Consider the following 19,952-nt stretch of genomic DNA (forward strand, 5'->3'; position numbering starts at 1 on the left):
ATACCCTGCACTCGGGCCGCATAAGGCATGGGTGTCGCTTGTGAGCTTACAGGGGTATATCACCGTGCAGGGTATTCTTTCCTTTTATATTGGAGGGGTTAGCTCACCAGAGGGTTGCCGCGCTCCAGAATTGTGGCGATATCGATACCGGTCGGCAGGCTCCCAGTATTGTGTGTACCACTGGCCCCAAGCCTGGATTTAATAAAGGCGTCAGTAACACAGGCACTGTTCCCCTGTAGCAGCAGGTGCGCCTGCATGGTGAGGGCCATTTGATCAACAATATGGCGGGCGCGATATTCAAACTGGTTTAGGTCGAAAAGCTCTCTGCGCAACTTATCAACCGCAGTATCAAAGAGTGTATTTACCCCCCGGCTAATATCCAGCTCATCAAACCAGTGGCTAATAACGGCCGGTGTTTTAGTAATCGCGCGCAAAACATCCAGTGCCTGGATATTGCCTGAACCCTCCCAAATGGCATTAATTGGCGCATCTCGGTACAGCCGTGCGGTTATAAAGTTCTCGATGGCGCCATTGCCCCCCAGGCACTCCATTGCCTCATAGGCGTGGTGGGGACTGCGTTTACATATCCAGTATTTTCCCACTGCGGCGCCAAGTCTGAGGAGCATTTTTTCGTGCTCCTTGTCCTCCTGGTCCATAGCTCTGGCCATACGCATGGTAAGGGCAAGGGAGCCCTCAACTTCCAAATGAAGATCGGCCAGCACATTCTGCATCAGAGGTTGCTCAATCAGCTTCTTTCCAAAAGCCTTGCGCTTACTGGCGTTGTATATTGCCTGGATAACGGCTTGCCGCTGCCCCGCAGATGAGCCCACCATACAGTCAAATCGGGTAAGTGCCACCATCTTGATGATGGCGCTGACCCCGCGTCCTTCCTCGCCAATCAACCAGCCCAGTGCGCCGCGTATCTCAACTTCTGACGAAGCGTTGGAGACATTGCCACACTTTGTTTTCAGGCGTTGAATTTCTAAGGGGTTTTTCGTGCCATCTGGGCGCCAGCGAGGGACCAGAAAGCAGGATAGGCCAGCGGGCGTCTGGGCGAGAATTAGAAAAGCGTCGCACATGGGGGCAGACATAAACCACTTATGCCCCAGTAATTCGTAGGTGCCATCGTCGAGAGGGATTGCGGTGGTCGTATTTGCCCTGACGTCTGACCCTCCTTGTTTTTCTGTCATGCCCATGCCAATCGTCAGTGAACTTTTCTCAAAATAGGGGCGGTTACTGCCGTCATAGGTGCGGTTGGTGATCTTGGGTATCCACTCCCGGGCAATTTCAGGGTTTAACTCAAGAGAGGGGATTGAAGCGAAGGTCATAGTGACCGGACAACCGTGGCCGGCTTCGAGTTGGGAGTGCAGATAGTTTTTCGCCGCCCTGGCTACATTGGCGCCAGGACCGGGATCGGTCCAGGGGGCGCTGTGTAAACCCTCGGAGAGTGCCAGTTGCATTAATTGATGGTATGCGGGGTGGTATCGAACTAGGTCGATACGCTGGCCTGAGCGATCGTGACTTTCAAAGATGGGGGTAAATTCATTGGCAATATACCCTCTCTCTATCATTTCTGGCCTGCCACAGACCTCCCCATAGCGCTCCAGTTCGGCCTCGGCCCAATGTGCCCCATTGAGATGTATGGCCTCCTGTAATGCGCAGTCGCCCATATAAAGGTTGTGGCCAGATAGGGGAGGGACTTGATTGACAACTGGGTATATGGATTTGTAATCCGATCCGGCAGTTTTACTGTTCATAGATTTACCCTAAGAGTGTGGGGCTATTTGATTGGGAGAACTTCTCAAGCATTTTTTGATACCGGCATGTAGAACAATTCATAATTAAGGCGCTGCCTTACAGGAATGTCTATATTTTTTAAAACGTTCGTATCGTTCTGAAAGTCTCTTATGCAGAAATTCCCTGCATCTATAGAGAGATTAGGAAATTATACAAGCATATTTCATATGGCTCTTTAACTGGTACGATCCCAGTGGTTTATCCAGGGAAATCCTCCAGAAAACCGCTGTATATAAGCGCAAATCAGGCACTTTTTGATCACTATTTAATCTGCTGGCTTGTGAGCAGGAACTTTGCTGCTTTTATTCTCAAAGCCCGATTTTATGCAGCTAGCGCAATAATTATTCGATCAAATATGGTTTAAAAGTAATTTGCTGAAATTTATATTTTATTGCTATCGAATACCATTTGCGGGTATATCTCTACTAAAGCTCGAATGCCTTATGTTTGTCGCCTTGTTGCCGAGGGTTGTTTTAAAAAGCTGTTTATTGGTCGATTTTAATCTGATAATAGTGTGGACCAGTACAAAAAAAATGATATTTCGCAGGTTTTGATTTGGCCAAAAAATCTATACCAAAGCATGTTAAATTACATTTTTATTTGCCTCTATATGATACTTTTGTATTACCAAACGTCGTAAAAGAGTACGCTTGGCACACTTAAGATTGAATTTTTGCTATCTAGATCACTATTGGTTGCAGTGAGGGGGTTGATCGAATAGATTTAGCTCACAGCGTAAGGTGATCGTGGAAGCTGATTAAAAATAGTTAAGTTGGAAACAGGCTGAAATATAAAAGGACTCCACATTGGGGGAACCCAGATGAATTTGCATAAGGAATATGCACCACTAAAGGTCGTTAGCCCTAAGTCAGAAAAAACGGGGGTTGCGGTTGCTTTCTTGACCGCATGCGTCAATCTCCAGTCGTCGATATTTGCTGGGCGGATTGAAGATGAGTTTAAAACCAGTTGCGCTATCCTACAGCGTTCGACACTTTCCTCTCTAAGTGATATTAAGGCTGAATATCTTCTGCTTGATTGTGCTGATATTTCCCAGTCTGATCTTGAACTGCTGCTGAGGGAGATACACGCTTTAGCGAGTCCCCCTAATCTTGTACTAATCAATGTTGATGAAAATGCCGATATTGATTTTGTCCTGCACTGGGAGAAAGTTCTGGGGTTGATGCCCGCCGAGTGCGATGCAAAAGTCATCATGGAGAGGTTAGGCAGGATATTCTCAGGGGAATACTGGTTCCCGAGAAATGTACTCCATAACTTCCTCAGGCAGCATAGAAAGCCTAAAAAGTGGTGTGACAAAGCTTCTAACTTGACGCAGAGAGAGCGGCAAATCTTACAGTTAATCTGTGACTGTAATACCAATGCCAATATCGCTGAAGCTCTATGCGTCAGTGAACATACCGTTAAGAGCCATCTGTATAAAATTTATAGAAAAATAGGCTGTAGGAATCGCCTGGAAGCCAGCAGTTGGGCCAGTCAAAATTTGTAATACTATGAAATTACTTTTTTTACGTTCACTTGTATCTGCTATCGTGTTTTCATGTATTGTTTGCACTAGCTTCGCCCAGGATACAGAAGATCAAAGCGCCGAGGAGTCCCTGTTAACAGGGTTGATCATCGATAATACCGTAAGTGGTATTGGGCATGAGTTTGCCAGATCTCTTTCTATTTATATTTCGACTAATATGGTGGGTTTTGATTATAACCTTACTGTACACGAGAGACCGTCGGCGAGGTGGGGAAGTGTTGTCTGGGTGACTTTTGAAAGTAAACAAGTTTTCAAAACAGTGATTTATCCCGGGCGCAGGAAGTTTGATGAAATCGTTGGGCAAGCTGCGGCACAGATAAATAATAATGTTCGGCAGCAAAGATTACAGAGTCTTTTGTCTCAAAATGTTGATTTAGCGGGAGATGAAATATAATGAAAAAGCAGATTGCAACAGTTATTTTTTTGTTGTCTTTTTCTGGGGTGGTGAGTGCAACTGAGTTGGTGTATACACCGGTTAACCCATCATTTGGGGGTAACCCTCTCAATGGTACCTATTTATTAAATAATGCCAGCGCGCAGAATGATAAAAAGGACCCGGATTCTGCAAGTTCTCCATATTCTGAGACCTCCTCTCTGGATCGCTTTACTGACACACTGGAGTCCCGTCTGCTCTCACAGTTGCTGACAGATGTAGGGAATGGCAATGATGGTACCTTGGTAACTGATGACTATATTGTCAACATTCTTGATATTGATGGTGAACTGACAATCACGATTACTGATGTTGTAACAGGTGAGATATCTGAAATTGTCGTAGTGGGTCTAAACCCGAGCAACTAGTTAAATAGCATTGGTGATCTTAGATTTTCGTGGGGAGGGGTGAAATGTTATCAAGAATATTTGTTCTTACTTTTTTTCTTGCTGTTGGTGGCTGTAGTTCGGTTAATTCGCTTAAGGAGTCACTGTTTGGTTCCGGCCAACAAAAAGCAACCTTGACCGATCGAATGAGTACCTATACGGACCTGGTGAGTTTGCCGGCTCCCAGAGGAAAAATCGTAACCGCAGTGTATGGTTTTAGCGATCAAACTGGCCAATATAAGCCCTCACCCTCCAGTTCATTTTCGACCGCAGTGACTCAGGGCGCTGCCGCTATGCTGGTTCAGGTGCTGAACGAATCAGGCTGGTTTGTAACCCTTGAGCGGGAGGGGCTACAAAATCTGCTAACTGAGAGGAAGATCATCAGGGCAGCATTGAAGGAGCAGGATAACTCTACAAGCCCCGTATTTGAATTACCTTCGCTAATGTCGGCCAATATTATGCTTGAAGGTGGTATTGTTGGATATGATACCAATATTGAAACAGGTGGAGCTGGTGCTCGCTATTTTGGTATTGGTATTTCTGAACAGTATCGTGTCGATGAGGTTACCGTTAATTTACGTGCTATAGATGTGCGTAGTGGGCGAGTGCTCAGTAGTGTTTTAACCAGTAAGAAAATTTTATCCAAGCAGGTTCAGGGGGATGTTTACAATTTTGTTGAGTATAAGCGTCTACTTGAGATTGAGGCGGGCTCAACAACTAATGATCCCGCACAATTGTGCGTTCTGTCGGCAATAGAATCGGCGGTAATTCACCTTATCTCTCAAGGTGTTAATTCTAATTTGTGGGCCCTGAAAGATAATAGTCAGTACCCTGTGTCCGTGCTTAGTGAATATGCGGCGGCGCCAGTAAAAATATTATAATAATTTTTTATATTTGCCTTTGCTGCGCTTGTAGTTTTTAAGTCTAAAAATCTTGCTTTAATACGCTGGGGTTGCCTTAGAGTTCTGGAGTTGCAGAGTGAGGCGGCCCCATTTTTTTGTATTTTTGTGTAATTTGTTGTGATAGATTTTTTGCAGGCTTTGTGTTTTCCATATTTAATTATTGTCGTCATACAAAAGTTTTAAGTTCCTCTGGTTATTTGTTGTTAAATGTATCCTTTCTTCTGATTTAAGGTTTATTATTTTTTATTTATAGTTGTTCATGTTGTTTCTTATAGTTGTTAATCGTTCTTTACAGCGAGGTGGTTAGTGATAAATACAGCTAAGCGAGTAACGGTAATTTTATTTCTGTTTCTGGTTTTGCCGCTTTCGGTGTGTGGAGCTTCTGATTTAGACGGTCTTGATGAGTTGTCTGTGGGGCAGGGAGCCTTGGATCTTCTTTTGTTGAGAGAGGATTCAGTGTTGGGTAATTTGGCTCGGGTCTCACAGGTGGGTGATTTCAATCAGGCAGAAGTTACTCAGTCCGGGCTTTACAATCAGGCCATCCTGATGCAGGAGGGCAATGCCAATACAGCTTTAGTGCAACAACTTGGCGATTCTAATTATGCTGCGATATCCCAGTCTGGAGCCTACAACCAAGCTACAGCAATACAGGGTGGGATAAATAATGTGGCATTAATTAGTCAGATTGGTTACGGAAATTCTGCAAACATTATTCAAAATGGCGATGGATTGTTTGGTTTTGTCGCGCAGTTTGGCGATGACCATACGGTGCAACTGGTGCAGTACGATTAATGAATTGCACTATTTTACTGTTATTTGAAATTTTAGTTTTAAGGGGATTGGTAAATGAAAAAAATTAAGCTTGCGGCTGCTATTGCTTTGCTCGCTGGTTCCGGTCAGGCTTTGGCCGATAATAACTTCGCTGATCAAGTACAGCTCGGGGAGGCTAACTATGCAACGGTTTCCCAGGTAACTGAGGCAACTAATAACGCTTCCTACCAGTGGCAGGAGGGCAATAACAATTATGCTTATGCAGATCAGCGTTACGCCGATGGCAATTATATAGATCAAACCCAGCTGGGTGATCGCAATTTCTCTGACACCTCACAAAGTACCCAGGTGGGCAGTGAAGCTATGAGTTACCAGGATGGGGAAGGTAACTCAAGCGCTATTCATCAGTGGAATTATGGCTCCTACAACAGTGCTTATGCCGTACAGTTTGGCAGTGAGAATATGCTCCATATAGATCAGTACTCTGGCTCCAACTTTAATTATGCAGATATGTACCAGGATGGTACTGATAACATGGGTGTCCTTCAGCAAGAGGGTGAGGGTAACTACTTCTACAGCACTCAGTATGGTGATAACAATGGTATCTGGAACAGCACCTGGTACCCCTCTCCTGATGGTTTTCTGGGCGGCCAAGTAGGTGATTTTAACGTTGCTTATACCTATCAGGACGGCGCTGAAAATACAGCTAACCTATTGCAAAGCGGTGATTCTAACTTGTTGGATCTCGTACAGTACGGTATTGCCAATACCACTACTGTCCTACAGCTAGGTTCTTCCAATGCTTCTTTTGGTTATCAGTCAGGTGACAATAACGTTACCAATGTTACCCAAAATGAGACTAATAATTTCGCTTCTATAGCGCAAGTTGGAACTGATAACCTCACAAATCTAGTGCAAACTGGTGACTTCAATACTACTGACTTTGCTCAGTATGGAGAGGCTAATCTGGTAAATATCGACCAAACTGGCAGCAGTAACTATACCTTTGGCTATAGTGATGGTGTTGCCAACACTGTGGATATTGATCAGTCTGGCGAACTGAACTTGGCCGAAGTACATCAAGATTATGGCAGTGGAAACCTGATCACCATAGCCCAGTCTGGTTTTGAGCATTCTGCTCACGTTGGACAGGGTGGTTACGATAATGCTGCCTATATCAATCAGACTAGCGCATTAAATATGGCGAGTGTTGAGCAGGTTGGCAGCAATAACCTTGCTACTATCTCTCAAAACTAATTTTTAGCTAGCTCTATCTTAGCTAATGTCAGTCAGTTAAGCTGGCTGGCATTAGTTCTTTAATTGCTATTGTAACAGTCACCTCTATATATTCCCTCCTGCATTCAACTCTGAAGTGTATCATCCTTTTGACCCCAGTTGACTCCTTTGCTTTATAGGGACTTTTCTAGGGGGTTGTGGCTAATAGAAGGATGTTTTTTCTCCGCTCAATACCTCGTCAGCCCATTGAATACGATTGGCCTTACGCAGGCTGATAGTAGAGCGTTTTCTATTCTTTTGTAGCTGAGTCAGAATCCTCAGTGCAGAAGGTAGGCGTCTTTAACCCGGTTGTAACTCCTCAGTTAAAAATTTTCTGCCAAGCTCTATTGGTGTAGACTTATTGAGATTCCCCACACTTTTTCTACTATTTACAAGTTTAGGATGTTTGATCATGAAAAGCTAAATCCACTGCTTTATCATTTTGGTAGCGTGGGTATGACAAATTCTGATCGATAATGCCTGTGCTGGCTAAACATAAAATACCAGTTCGATAAGTGTCGACTAAGTTGGCAATGATAGCTGCGCCATTGATGCTGTTTGAAGTGGTTTTTAAGTTGTGAATGTCTCAGTTTTTATTTTAATTAAGTTTTATTTGAGGTGTTTTGTTTGGCCTGTAATGCCACGCAAGGCTGTGTTGATGGTAGTTTAGAATTTTATCTTTATTTGTTGGGTTGTGGGGGGTGGTATAAGTTTTTTCTTTGTGGGGTTGTTTGATTTGTCGTGCTTTATGTTTTTGTATTTTGGTTCTCGTGTTTCATGCAAAAGTTCTACGCTTTCTAGTTTATTTTTTGCTAAATATATTCTTTCTTCTGATTTAAGGTTTGTTGATCGTTATCTATAGTTGTCTATATTTTCTCTATGTTGTTGCTGATTTTTATTTACGGCGATGCAGCTAAGTAGAGGGCGGTGATTTTATTTCTTTTCGCTGTTTTCCGCTTTCGGCATGTGGGGCTTCTGGTTTAGGTGAAATCGATTAATTGTCTGCAGGGTAAGGGGGTCGGGATCTTCCTTTATTGAGGAAAGATTCAGTTATGGGTAGCTTGGTTCGGATTTCACCGTTGGGTAATTACAGTCTACTAAAGCTTCCCAGTTCGATCTTTTACGATCAGTTCAACCTGATATAGGAGGGCAGTAATAATAGTATTTGTATACCGTGGCTCATCGATTCCTATTGTGTGGTGATATCTCAGGCTGGGTCTATAACCATGCATATAGCGATATGCAGTGGCGTAAATAATGTGGCATTAATTAGTCAGGTTGGTTGCGGAAATTCTGTCAATAGTATTCAAAGTGCTGGTGGATTGTTTGGTTGTGTCGCGTAGTTTGCTTGGCGACCATGAGGTGCAACGGGTGCAGTACCATTAAAGTATTGCACTACTCTGCTGTTATTTAAAATTTTATCTCTAGGGAGATCGATAGATGACGAAGATTAAGCTCGCTGCCGCTATTGCTTTGCTCGCTGTTTCAACTCAGGCTTTGGCGGATAATAACACTGCCGATCAAACGCAGATCGGAGAGGCCAATTACGCAGAAGTTACTCAGGTAACAGATGCAACTAATAACGCTGCCTATCAGTGGCAGGAGGGTGATAACAATCAGGCTTATGCAGACCAGAGTTATGCGGATAACAATTATATTGCTCAAACTCAGATCGGCGACCGCAATTGGACCTACACCTGGCAAGACAACCAGATAGGCAGTGAGGCGAGTAGCTATCAGGAGGGAGAGGGTAATTTAAGTACTATCCATCAGTGGGCAGGGTTCTACAACAGTGCTTATACCGCGCAGTCTGGCAGTGAGAATATGCTGCATTTAGATCAATACTATTATTCCGATCTCAACTATGCAGAGATGTACCAAAATGGTAGTGACAATATGGGTGTTCTACAGCAGCAGGGGGAAGGTAACGAATTTTTCAGTACTCAACATGGCGATAGCAATGCTATTTGGAACAGCACCTGGTACTCCTCTCCCGATGGCTTTGTGGGTGGCCAAGTAGGCTATTATAACACTGCTTCTATTTACCAAGATGGTTTTGAGAATACCGCCAATCTCTTGCAAAGCGGTGACACTCACTTTCTGGAACTCTCGCAGTATGGTGTTGGCAATATATCTACCATCTTACAGTTGGGTTCTTCCAGTTATTCTTTTGGTTATCAGTCAGGTGATAATAATGTCACTAATGTTACCCAGAATGAGACTAATCATTTCGCATATCTAGCGCAATCTGGATCTGGCAATATTACAAATCTAGTGCAAACGGGTGACAATAATACTGCGGACTTTGCTCAGTTTGGAGATATTAATCTGGTAGGTATCAATCAGGATGGCGATAGTAACTATAGCCTTGGCTACACTGATGGCACTGCCAATAATGTAGATATTGATCAGGTTGGAGAATTAAATTTAGCGGAGGTCTCTCAAGTTGGTGTTGGCAATATGATGACCGTGGACCAGTCTGGCTATGAGCATTCAGCTTATGTTGCCCAGAACGGTTCCGAAAATATTGCTATTGTCAGCCAGGCTAGCGCACTGAATACGGCCAATATTATGCAGGCTGGCAGCAGTAATTACGCCACAGTCTCTCAGGGCGGCGGTGATGGGTCATCTGCTGCTTTCTAAGCAGTCCTCTTAAATCAGAGTCAGTCAGATAAGCTGACTGACTCTAATTCAAAAGGGAGCTCGCCAACTTTTTTGGAAAGGTGTGTATAGTTTAAGAGTCCCGGAAGTTTCATGACTTACAGTCACACTGTGCGATATACAGTTGCGAAAATTTTGTAAATATCCAAAGTGCTATTGGATTATTGGATTATTGGATTATTGGATTATTGGATTATTGGATTATTGGATTATTGGATTATTGGATTATTGGATTATTGGATTATTGGATTATTGGGTTATTGGGTTATTGGGTTATTGGATTATTGGATTATTGGATTATTGGATTGTTGGATTATTGGGTTATTGGGTTATTGGGTTATTGGGTTATTGGGTTATTGGGTTATTGGGTTGTTGGGTTGTTGGATTATGTCGCGTAGTTTGCTTGGCGACCATAAGGTACAACGAATGCAGTACGATTAAAGTATTGCACTACTCTGCTGTTTTAAAAATTTTATTTCTAGGGAGGTCGATAGATGATGAAGATTAAGCTCGCTGCCGCTATTACTTTGCTCGCTGGTTCAAGTCAGGCTTTGGCGGATAACAATTTTTCTGATCAAGTGCAGACCGGAGAGACTAACTACGCAGAGGTTACTCAGGTAACGGAGGCAATTAATAACACTGCCTATCAGTCGCAGGAGGGCGATAACAATCAGGCTTATGTAGAGCAGAGTTACGCGGATGGTAACTCTATTGAGCAAGATCAGACCGGCGATCGTAATGAGAGTGAGATCTGGCAATACGAGCAGATAGGCAGTACGGCGAGAAGCAATCAGTGGATAGAAGGCAATTCAGGTATCCTCCTTCAGAAGTCAGGCTCCTATAACTATGCTTATCTCGCTCAGTATGGCAGTAACAATATAGCCCATTTAGTTCAAGATTCTAATTCTGACTTTAGCTCGGGGAGTATGCATCAAACGGGTAGAAGCAACACGATTGCTATGTACCAGCAGGGGGATAATAATGGGTTTATGATCTATCAAGATGGCGATAACGGCGCTGTTTGGGGCAGCGCCTGGCACCCTTCTCCAGATGGTTTTTTGGGTGGCCAATTCGGCGATGACCACTATGCTTATATCTCGCATAGTGGTTTTGAGGCTACCGTAAACCTATTGCAAACTGGTTATGATCATTCTCTGACCGTCTACCAGCACTATGGTGCTGGCAGTATATCGACTATCTTGCAGTTGGGTTCTGAAAATAACTCAAGGGTTTCGCAGTCAGGTAATAATCATATTGCTAATGCTTCCCAGAACGGGATTGATAATTATATTAGAAGTTATCAAGCAGGAGATAATATGATTGCTAATTTTTCCCAGAGCGGGATTGATAATTATATTCATAGTTACCAACCTGATGATTATTCCGATGACAACATTGTAAATCTAGTGCAAATGGGGGAGGGTAATATAATCTTTAGCGAACAGTCGGCCACCTCTCAGGCCAGTGCTTATGCTACACAGCTTGGTAATAATAACTTACTCAATTTAAACCAAGAATATGGTTTCAACTATTCCTACAACTACGCAGAGATTTACCAAGAGGGTAATGAAAACGTGGCTGATCTGGAGCAGTCGGATAAGAATAGCTACTTTGTAGGTGCTCAATATGGTGACAGGAATGCTATCAGGGCCAGTGGGGATTCCGATGGTTTTAGCGGTAGGCAAGAAGGTGATTTTACTACTGCTTATATTTACCAGGAGGGTTTTGAGAATATCGCAAATCTATTGCAAGACGGTGATAATAATTCTGTGGATCTTGCACAGTACGGTGTTGGTAATATAGCTACCATCCTACAGTTGGAGTTTGATTTATGGTCAGGTGATAATAACACTGCCAATGTTACCCAGAATGGGACTGAGCATGTTGCTTATTTGGAGCAGTTTGAAGTTGATAACATTGCAAACCTGGTGCAAATGGGCGAAGCTAATACTGCGGAATTTTCTCAGATTTTAAATGCTAACTTGGTAGATATCAACCAGGAAGGCTATAGTAACTACAGCCTTGGTTACAGTGATGGTACTGCCAATAATGTAGATATTGATCAAGTTGGTGAGTTAAATTTGGCAGAGGCCTATCAAGTTGGTACTGGCAATATGATCACCGTGTATCAGAATGGCTCTGAGCACTCGGCTTATATTTCTCAGACCGGTTTCGATAATATTGCGCTCGTCAGTCAGGCTGGCGCACTAAATGCGGCCAATATTATGCAGACTGGAAACAGTAATTACGCCACCGTCTCGCAGGGTGGTAGTGGGCCATCTACAGTTTTCTAAGTAATTCCCTTAAATAAATGTCGGTTAGTTAAGCTAATTGGTGCTGATTTAAAAACAAGCCCGCAGATTTTATCGAGAAAGTACGTATAGTTAGTCCCGGAAGTCCGGCAAATATTATTCAAAGTGGTTGTGGGTGTTTAGTTGTGTCGCGCAGTTTACTTGGCGATTATGAGATGTAACGGGTGCAGTATGATTAACGTATTGCACTACTCTGCTGTTATTTAAAGTTTATTTTTAGGGGAGTTAATAGATGAAGAAAATTAAGCTCGCGGCTGCTATTGCTCTGCTTGTTGGTTCAAGTCAGACTTTGGCCGACAATAACGTTTCCGATCAAACTCAGATCGGAGAAGCTAACTACGCAGAGGTTACTCAGGTAACGGAGGCAATTAATAATACCGCCTATCAGTGGCAGGAAGGCAATAACAATCAGGCTTATGTAGAGCAGAGTTATGCGGATGGTAACTCTATTGAGCAAGATCAGCTCGGCGATCGTAATGAGGCTGAGATCTGGCAATACGAGCAGATAGGCAGTACAGCGAGAAGCTATCAGTGGATAGAAGGTAATTCAGGTATCCTCCTTCAGAAGTCAGGCTCCTATAACGATGCTTATCTCGCTCAGTATGGCACTAACAATATAGCCCATTTAATTCAAGATTCTAATTCTGACTTTAGCTCGGGGGATGTGTGGCAAGTGGGTAGAAGTAACACGACTGCCATGTACCAGCAGGGGGATAATAATGGGTTTATGATCTATCAATATGGCGATAACGGCGCTGTTTGGGGTAGCGCCTGGCACCCTTCTCCGGATGGTTTTTTGGGTGGCCAATTCGGCGATGACCACTATGCTTATATCTCGCAGAGAGGTTTTGAGGATACCGTAAACCTATTGCAAACCGGTTATGATCATTATCTGTCCGCCAGCCTGCACGATGGTGTTGGCAGTATATCGACTATCTTGCAGTTGGGTTCTGAACATTATTCATGGGTTTATCAGTCAGGCAATAATCATATTGCTAATATTTCCCAGAACGGGATTGGTAATTATATTAGAAGTTCTCAATCTAATTATGCCAATAATCATATTGCTAATATTTCCCAGAGCGGGGTTGATAATTATATTAGAAGTTATCAAACTCATTATTCCGATGATAACATTGTAAATCTAGCGCAAATGGGTGACTCTAATACGGTGGACTTTGAGCAGTCTGGAGATTTTAATCTGGGAACTATCGATCAGGTCGGCATATCAAACTTAGTCGAGGTCATTCAAGAGGGTGGAGATAGTGAATTGACAGGCTATCAGGAGGGGGAGGGTAATATAATCTTTATCGAACAGTGGTTCACCTCCCACGTCAGTGCTTATGCCACACAGCTTGGTAATAATAACTCACTCTCTTTAACCCAAAAATCTGGTTACAACTCCTACAACTACGCAAGTATTTACCAAGAGGGTAATGAAAATGTGGCAGGTCTGGAACAGTCGAGTAAGGGTAACTACTTTGTAGGAATTCAATATGGTGATAGTAATGCTATCAGGGCCAGCAGGGATTCCGATGGTTTTAGCGGTAGGCAAAGAGGTGATTTTAACGCTGCTTATATTTACCAGGAGGGTTTTGAGAGTATCGCGAATCTATTGCAGGAAGGTGATAATAATTCTGTGGAACTTGCACAGTATGGTGTTAGTAATATAGCTACCATCACACAGTTGGAATATTCGACAAGTAATAATAACACTGCCAATGTTACCCAGAATGGGACTGAGAATATTGCTTATTTGGAGCAATTTGAAGTCGATAACATTGCAAACCTGGTGCAAGTGGGTGAAGCTAATACTGCGGAATTTTCTCAGCTTGTAAATGCTAACTTTGTAGATATCAACCAGGAAGGTGATAGCAACTATAGCCTTGGTTACAGTGATGGTACTGGCAATACTGTAGATATTGATCAAGTTGGTGAGTTAAATTTGGCCGAGGCTTATCAGGTTGGTATTGGCAATATGATCACAGTGTATCAGTCTGGTTCTGAACTCTCGGCTTATGTTACTCAGAATGGTTCCGATAATATTGCTATCGCTAGCCAGGTTGGCGCACTAAATGCGGCCAGTATTATGCAGACTGGAAACAGTAATTACGCCACCGTGTCGCAGCTCGGAGAGACTAACTACGCAGAGGTTATTCAGAATGAGGGTTCAGCTAATAACGATGTCCATCAGTGGCAGGAAGGTAATAACAATTATGCTGATGCAATCCTGCAGTCAGGAAATAATAGTTATATTAACCAAACCCAGATCGGCGATCGTAATTTTTCCTATGCTAATCAGCATTATCAGGTAGATAGTGAAGGTGGGAGTTACCAGGAAGGGGAGGGCAACGAAAGCGAGATTAAAAACAGTTTTGGCTCCTACAACAGCGCTTATGCTGTGCAATTCGGCAGTGAGAATATCCTCCGTTTAGCTCAACACTATGGTTCTGATTTCAACCATGTAGAGGGGTACCAAGAAGGTAGTGGTAACAGAGCTTTTCTGCATCAACAAAAAGGCGAAAATAATGACTTTGTTAGTACTCAGTATGGTGAAAACAACACCATTTGGAGTAGCCCCTGGTACAAACCTATCCCTTTTACGGGTGGTCAATTAGGTAATTATAATGCTGCCTATAGTTACCAGGATGGTTTTGAGAATGGCGCTAAGCTATTGCAGGAAGGTGATGCTAATTTTTTAAATCTCACACAGTATGGTGCCGACAATATATCTACCATCATACAGTTGGGTTCTTCAAACACTTCTTGGGGGTATCAGTCAGGAAATAATAATATTGCCAATATTAGCCAGAATGAGACTAACCATACCGCTTATTTGGAGCAATCTGGAGCGGATAATGCTACTGAATTTGCTCAGTATGGAGATGCTAATCTGGTAAATATTGATCAAAACGGCGATAGTAACTATAGCTTTGGTTACAGTGATGGTACTGCCAATAATGTAGATATTGATCAAGTTGGTGAGTTAAATTTGGCAGAGGCCTATCAAGTTGGTACTGGCAATATGATCACCGTGTATCAGAATGGCTCTGAGCACTCGGCTTATATTTCTCAGACCGGTTCCGATAATATTGCTATGGTTAGTCAGTTTAGCGCACTAAACACGGCCAGTATCATGCAGACTGGCAACAGCAATTACGCCACCGTCTCACAAGGCGGTAGTGGGACATCTGCAGCTTTCTAAGTAGTTTCCTTAACCAGTGCCAGGCAGTTAAGCTAACTGGCACTGGTTTTTAATGGTGATACTTAAAGCCCGCTTTACTAAAAATAGCGCAAATCTTATTGTCTTACTCGCTGTCTGTGACTTCTATCGCTGCTTTTTAGTTTATCTCACAATCTATCCGCAGAGTTGTTATAAGCCTTTTGCTTCTCAGTCTTTCCTGGGGAATGTCCGTAGATATTAGGAGAATTTAAACTTATCCATTAGCGCCGACTTATACGGGACTTGGTTTTTATGTGTAAAGCTGTTCAGAGCATTGAAAATTTAAACCGGGCAAGAATTCTTCAGCCTGGCTGCTGTGCTCCAGTTTGGTGTTGAGCAATCTGTTTATATTGTCCAATAGAGTTGGAATAATATTGTAACTATAAGTTAGTCCAGTATATTGAATGCGATCAGTGCTTTCAGGGATGTTTTTTGCTGGGCTAGTACCAGGCAGACAAGCGGTCTGATATTGGCTTTATAGTAATATGGCGCAAGGCTTTCATTTTTATAACTTTTAGTTAAAGCACTTCTGAATAACTGCGTGATTTCTCTGTAAGCTAGGGGGGTTATGGGGTTGTCGGTCGGTTTCTTTATTGTGATATCATCACAATAGTAGTGCAGAGGTTGGCGTCCTTTTAGTTTGTTTTTTATTGGGGTGGTAATCTTTTTAAGATATGCTGCCTGTAATAACGCCAATCCTTCGCCTCTCCTCAAAAATGAAATAAATGTCTACTGTGTATGATATTGATTGGCTGGGTTGGCTAAATATTTCCTGGAAAAATTATCGAGTTTGATGGTGAAGTTTTGGTTTGTCGCGCAATTCGGCGATGGCCAAGTGATCTGGTCGGTGTGGTTAAGGTATTACACTTTTTGCCCGTATTTAAAATTTTAACTTGGGGGAGATTGATAAATGAAGAGGATTAAACTTGTTGCGACTATTGCTTTGCTCGTTGGTGTAGGTCAGGCTCAGGCCGATGGTAATCACAGTGAACAGGTGCAGTTTGGTGAGGATAACTATGCAGAAGCTTTTCAAGGGGTTGCTGCAACTAATAATGTGATTCTTCAATGGCAGGACGGTAATAATAACCGGGCTTTTGCCGAGCAGAATTCAGATGACAGTAATCATACCGATCAAACTCAGGTTGGTGATCGAAACCTGACCTCCGTTGAGCAGACGCTACAAATAGATAGTACAGCGCAGACTTATCAGGAGGGGGAAGGGCATTTCGCAACGGTTCAGCAAATGGTCGGTTCCAGTAATGCGGCTTATACTGCGCAGTTTGGCAGTGAGAATATGATCTACTTAACCCAGGGCACTGCGATTAACGATTCTAGCCACAATAGCGCAGAAATGTACCAAGAGGGGAGTGACAATATCGTGGGCCTGCGGCAGGAGGTGTATGGTAACTATTTTTCCAGCGCGCAGTTGGGTAATGGTAATGCTATTTGGGCCAGTACTTGGCCGTCTTCGCCCGATGGTTTTGTCGGTGGCCAAGTGGGCAACTCTAACTCGGCGACGGTTTATCAGGAGGGGGATGAACACACCCTAAATCTATTGCAGAGTGGTGATTTTAACTCGCTTGATCTTGCACAATATGGTTCTGGCAATACGTTTACTGTCTTGCAGTTGGGTTATTCAAACGTTGCTCTTGGTTATCAGAGGGGGGGCAGTCCTCTTATTACTAATATTAACCAGAATGGAGCGAATAATCTGGCTAATGTAAGTCAAGGCGGTGCAAGCGGTATCGTGAATCTGGTACAGACTGGCAATAACAATACTATAGGCTTTACGCAGATTGGATCTTCCAATCTGCTGGATGTCGACCAAATTGGTATCGGCAATCAGGCTTTTGGTGAATCTGCTGGTAGTTCCGATATTACTGATATTGATCAGTTTGGCGACTTAAACCTGGCGGAAATTGAGCAGGGGGTTACTTTTGATAGCCTGGTTACTGTCGTTCAGTCGGGCCTTGAGCTCTCTGCTTATGTTAGTCAGGAAGGCCGCGATAATATTGCAACCATAAATCAGACCAGCACATTGAACACGGCCAATATTATTCAGGGGGGGCATACCTTCTTAGGTGGCACGGGTAACTTTGCCAGTATCACTCAGAACTGATTCTGAGAAGCTAGTAGGGGTGCAGAAAGCTAGCTTGTTGAATAATGCCAGTCAGTTAAGCTGACTGGCATTATCTTTTTTAAGCGGGTAGAGGCCTGGTAAGCTGAGTTATTGGGAAGTTACTCAGAGTATTCGCTGGCCGCAAAAATTAAGGGTTAGTGCCAATAGGCCGGTCCAGGGGGACTGTTGCCCGCTGCCGCCCTTAATTGCCGTATCTATAGCGCGTGCGCGAACGAGTAGGCTTTCAAGTTGCTTCTGCTTGAGCCGCTGTAAGGCCTCTTGCACCAGTGGTTGTCTTTTTTGCAATCTCACTAAGCGGGCCAGGGGCTGGCCCTGGTCGAGCTTTTCCATAATATCGAGCAGTGTGCGAATTTCCCGGGTAATAGCCCAGAGGACGATCGGGGGCTCAATACCTTCAACACGCAGTCCATCTAATGTCTTAACGGCCTTGGCAGCATTTCCCGAGAGTATGGTATCAATCAGATCAAAAACACTGTATCGCGCGGAGCTGGTAACACTGTGCTCCATCATTTCTACGGTAATTTGTTCGCCGGGGTTTGCGAGCTTGAGTTTTTCGACTTCCTGACTGGCAGCAAGTAGATTTCCCTCGACCCGCTCGGCCAGTATTTGCACTGCCTCGGGCTCTGCGGAAAGCTTGGCTGCCGCAAGGCGCTGGTTTATCCAGCGGGGCATTTCCTGGGCGGTTACCGGCCATACCTGGACCAGTACTCCAGATTGCTCCAGGACTTTTACCCACTTGCTGTTGAGCTGTGACCTGTCCAGTTTGGGCAGTACCAGTAACAAGAGCAGATCCTGATTGGCCAGGGCGGCAAATTCCTGCAGGGCTTTACTGCCCTTATCGCCGGGTTTTCCCCCGGGTACACGCACTTCTATCAGCTTTTTTTCGGCGAATAGAGACATATTGCCGGCTGAGGCAAGCAGCGTGCCCCAGTCGAAGTTGTGCTCTGCATGAATCAGTTCGCGCTCGGTGACGTTGTGTTTCCTGGCCGTAGAGCGGACTAAATCACAGCACTCCTGGACTATTAAGGGCTCGTTACCAGAGATAATATAAATTGGCGCGAGGCCTTTTTTTAGGTTTTGCTGTAGTTGCTGGGGATTGATGCGCATTGGCAGGACTAACCTAGCGCACTGTATTAAATAGATTGCTGATTTGAGAGTGCTTGGCGTGCACGCTCCACTTTCAATAAAATTTCCTCAGCAGATTTCGTCCACACAAAAGCTTTCTTGGCTTCATTATGTGTTTCAATAAATTTCACGATAGCCGTTTCCAACTCCTTGACTGAGGTGAATACCCCTCGGCGCAACTGCTTCTCTGTGAGTAATCCAAAAAATCTTTCCACCAGATTTAGCCAGGATGAACTGGTCGGAATAAAATGAAGATGAACTCGTTTGTTTCTCTTGAGCCAGCGCTTTACATTTTCATGCTTGTGAGTCGCGTAATTATCGACGATAAGATGAAGATCCTGTTCTTTGGGTGTTTGCTTTTCTACGGTCTTTAAAAAGCCTAAGAACTCCTGATGACGATGGCGCTTTCTACACTCACCTATGACCTCACCAGTCAGCGTATTAAGGGCGGCAAAAAGAGTGCTTGTCCCGTGACGTTTATAATCATGGGTCATGGTGCCACACCGCCCCGGTTTCATGGGTAGTCTAGGCTGTGTCCGATCCAGGGCCTGAATCGAGCTTTTTTCATCCACACAAAAGACAATAGCATTTTCTGGCGGTGACATATACAAGCCAACAACATCGCGTAATTTTTCTTCAAAAGCAGGATCGTTACTCACCTTGAACTTTTCGGTTAGATGAGGCTTAAGGCCCACTTCCTGCCATACCCTGCTGACAAAAGAGTGGTTAATTCCTAAGACTTTCGCCATGCCTCGCGTTGTCCGGTGTGTCCCATCCTTTGGCTTACTTCCTGTCGTCATCTTGATAATTTTCGAGCGGATTTTTGCCTGCTCTTCTGAATTCTTACCGCCATGATTAGCCCCCCTGGGCAAATCCTTCTCTATACCTGCCAGACGCTTTTCTGCAAAACGATTGCGCCATCGGCCCACCGTATTGACATCAACGCTTAACTTTTTCGCAATTTGGTAGTTGGGAACCTGCTTGGCAGCGAGCAAAATAATCTTTGACCGCTCAGCCAATCTCACCGATATTTTTCGACTTTTTATATTCTTTTCTAACTGCTTTTTTTCTTCCGGTGATAAATTGATTTCAACTTGAGCTGGCATTGGTCTTCACTTAATCGCCAAATGAAGCTCACATTATATATCGGCAATCTATTTAATACGCTGCACTAGTACCAGGCAGACAAGGGGTCTGATATTGGCTTTATAGTAATATGGCGCAAAGCCTATATTTTTATAACCTTTAGTTAAGGCGTTTCCGAATAACTGCGTGATTTCTCTGTAATTTGGGGATGTTGTGGGGTTGTTGGTCGGTTTATTTATTGGGGCGGTAATCTTTTTAAGATATGCTGCCTGTAATGGCGCCAATCCTTTATCTCTCC

General features: G+C 43.8%; 15 protein-coding genes. 11 read left to right on the plus strand and 4 right to left on the minus strand.

The window, feature by feature from the left end:
* Positions 1-98: 98 nt before the first annotated feature.
* Positions 99-1,757 carry an acyl-CoA dehydrogenase family protein gene (locus ACJJIK_RS19530; protein ID WP_444929903.1) on the minus strand — a complete coding sequence of 553 codons (1,659 nt, stop codon included), beginning with the start codon at positions 1,755-1,757 and terminating at the stop codon, positions 99-101.
* A gap of 860 nt (positions 1,758-2,617) precedes the next feature.
* On the opposite strand from ACJJIK_RS19530, the gene ACJJIK_RS19535 reads away from it, so the two are divergent.
* The 10 genes from ACJJIK_RS19535 (at position 2,618) to ACJJIK_RS19580 (ending at position 15,285) form a co-directional block, all read left to right on the plus strand.
* Positions 2,618-3,301, plus strand: coding sequence for a response regulator transcription factor (locus ACJJIK_RS19535; RefSeq protein ID WP_444929904.1), 684 nt, complete (start codon positions 2,618-2,620; stop codon positions 3,299-3,301).
* Positions 3,302-3,305: 4 nt separating this feature from the next.
* Entirely contained in the window at positions 3,306-3,734 is a 429-nt protein-coding gene (locus ACJJIK_RS19540) for a CsgE family curli-type amyloid fiber assembly protein (RefSeq protein ID WP_444943627.1), read from the plus strand.
* Positions 3,734-4,141 carry a curli assembly protein CsgF gene (locus ACJJIK_RS19545; protein ID WP_444943628.1) on the plus strand — a complete coding sequence of 136 codons (408 nt, stop codon included), beginning with the start codon at positions 3,734-3,736 and terminating at the stop codon, positions 4,139-4,141. Before ACJJIK_RS19540 ends, ACJJIK_RS19545 begins: the two co-directional genes overlap by 1 nt.
* 29 nt (positions 4,142-4,170) lie before the next feature.
* Entirely contained in the window at positions 4,171-5,040 is an 870-nt protein-coding gene (locus tag ACJJIK_RS19550) for a CsgG/HfaB family protein (protein ID WP_444943629.1), read from the plus strand.
* Positions 5,041-5,367: 327 nt separating this feature from the next.
* The gene (locus tag ACJJIK_RS19555) at positions 5,368-5,853 is read left to right on the plus strand and encodes a hypothetical protein (RefSeq protein WP_444929908.1); all 486 of its coding nucleotides are present in this window, start codon (positions 5,368-5,370) and stop codon (positions 5,851-5,853) included.
* Between the two features lie 54 nt (positions 5,854-5,907).
* Positions 5,908-7,089, plus strand: a complete 1,182-nt coding sequence (locus ACJJIK_RS19560; RefSeq protein WP_444943630.1) for a hypothetical protein — start codon at positions 5,908-5,910, stop codon at positions 7,087-7,089.
* A gap of 1,458 nt (positions 7,090-8,547) precedes the next feature.
* Positions 8,548-9,750: a hypothetical protein gene (locus ACJJIK_RS19565; RefSeq protein WP_444943631.1), complete on the plus strand. Its 1,203-nt coding sequence runs from the start codon at positions 8,548-8,550 to the stop codon at positions 9,748-9,750.
* 190 nt (positions 9,751-9,940) lie between these two features.
* Positions 9,941-10,276, plus strand: coding sequence for a hypothetical protein (locus tag ACJJIK_RS19570; protein WP_444943632.1), 336 nt, complete (start codon positions 9,941-9,943; stop codon positions 10,274-10,276).
* The gene (locus ACJJIK_RS19575) at positions 10,263-12,062 is read left to right on the plus strand and encodes a hypothetical protein (protein ID WP_444943633.1); all 1,800 of its coding nucleotides are present in this window, start codon (positions 10,263-10,265) and stop codon (positions 12,060-12,062) included. Before ACJJIK_RS19570 ends, ACJJIK_RS19575 begins: the two co-directional genes overlap by 14 nt.
* Positions 12,063-12,312: 250 nt before the next feature.
* Positions 12,313-15,285, plus strand: coding sequence for a hypothetical protein (locus tag ACJJIK_RS19580; RefSeq protein WP_444943634.1), 2,973 nt, complete (start codon positions 12,313-12,315; stop codon positions 15,283-15,285).
* A gap of 405 nt (positions 15,286-15,690) precedes the next feature.
* On the opposite strand, the gene ACJJIK_RS19585 is transcribed toward ACJJIK_RS19580, so the two are convergent.
* A complete protein-coding gene (locus tag ACJJIK_RS19585) occupies positions 15,691-15,999 on the minus strand; it encodes a hypothetical protein (protein ID WP_444929914.1) in 309 nt (102 codons plus the stop codon).
* A gap of 214 nt (positions 16,000-16,213) precedes the next feature.
* On the opposite strand from ACJJIK_RS19585, the gene ACJJIK_RS19590 reads away from it, so the two are divergent.
* On the plus strand, positions 16,214-17,422 hold the full coding sequence (locus ACJJIK_RS19590; RefSeq protein ID WP_444929915.1) for a hypothetical protein: 1,209 nt from the start codon (positions 16,214-16,216) through the stop codon (positions 17,420-17,422).
* A gap of 123 nt (positions 17,423-17,545) precedes the next feature.
* Here the strand turns inward: ACJJIK_RS19590 and holA are convergent, their stop codons facing one another.
* Together holA and ACJJIK_RS19600 are read right to left on the minus strand one after the other, a co-directional pair.
* Positions 17,546-18,550, minus strand: coding sequence for a DNA polymerase III subunit delta (gene holA, locus ACJJIK_RS19595; RefSeq protein WP_444943635.1), 1,005 nt, complete (start codon positions 18,548-18,550; stop codon positions 17,546-17,548).
* A gap of 26 nt (positions 18,551-18,576) precedes the next feature.
* Entirely contained in the window at positions 18,577-19,674 is a 1,098-nt protein-coding gene (locus tag ACJJIK_RS19600) for an IS630 family transposase (RefSeq protein WP_444943636.1), read from the minus strand.
* Positions 19,675-19,952 lie beyond the last annotated feature (278 nt).

Source organism: Microbulbifer regidiadema (SeqCode) (assembly GCF_052466995.1).

What these genes read in the sequence shown, in the direction of transcription:
- ACJJIK_RS19590 (WP_444929915.1), top strand. Translation starts at nt 16,214, where the DNA reads ATGAAGAGGATTAAACTTGTTGCGACTATTGCTTTGCTCGTTGGTGTA.
- ACJJIK_RS19575 (WP_444943633.1), top strand. Translation starts at nt 10,263, where the DNA reads ATGATGAAGATTAAGCTCGCTGCCGCTATTACTTTGCTCGCTGGTTCA.
- ACJJIK_RS19580 (WP_444943634.1), top strand. Translation starts at nt 12,313, where the DNA reads ATGAAGAAAATTAAGCTCGCGGCTGCTATTGCTCTGCTTGTTGGTTCA.
- ACJJIK_RS19535 (WP_444929904.1), top strand. Translation starts at nt 2,618, where the DNA reads ATGAATTTGCATAAGGAATATGCACCACTAAAGGTCGTTAGCCCTAAG.
- ACJJIK_RS19540 (WP_444943627.1), top strand. Translation starts at nt 3,306, where the DNA reads ATGAAATTACTTTTTTTACGTTCACTTGTATCTGCTATCGTGTTTTCA.
- ACJJIK_RS19560 (WP_444943630.1), top strand. Translation starts at nt 5,908, where the DNA reads ATGAAAAAAATTAAGCTTGCGGCTGCTATTGCTTTGCTCGCTGGTTCC.
- ACJJIK_RS19600 (WP_444943636.1), bottom strand. Translation starts at nt 19,674, where the DNA reads ATGCCAGCTCAAGTTGAAATCAATTTATCACCGGAAGAAAAAAAGCAG.
- holA (WP_444943635.1), bottom strand. Translation starts at nt 18,550, where the DNA reads ATGCGCATCAATCCCCAGCAACTACAGCAAAACCTAAAAAAAGGCCTC.
- ACJJIK_RS19545 (WP_444943628.1), top strand. Translation starts at nt 3,734, where the DNA reads ATGAAAAAGCAGATTGCAACAGTTATTTTTTTGTTGTCTTTTTCTGGG.
- ACJJIK_RS19565 (WP_444943631.1), top strand. Translation starts at nt 8,548, where the DNA reads ATGACGAAGATTAAGCTCGCTGCCGCTATTGCTTTGCTCGCTGTTTCA.
- ACJJIK_RS19530 (WP_444929903.1), bottom strand. Translation starts at nt 1,757, where the DNA reads ATGAACAGTAAAACTGCCGGATCGGATTACAAATCCATATACCCAGTT.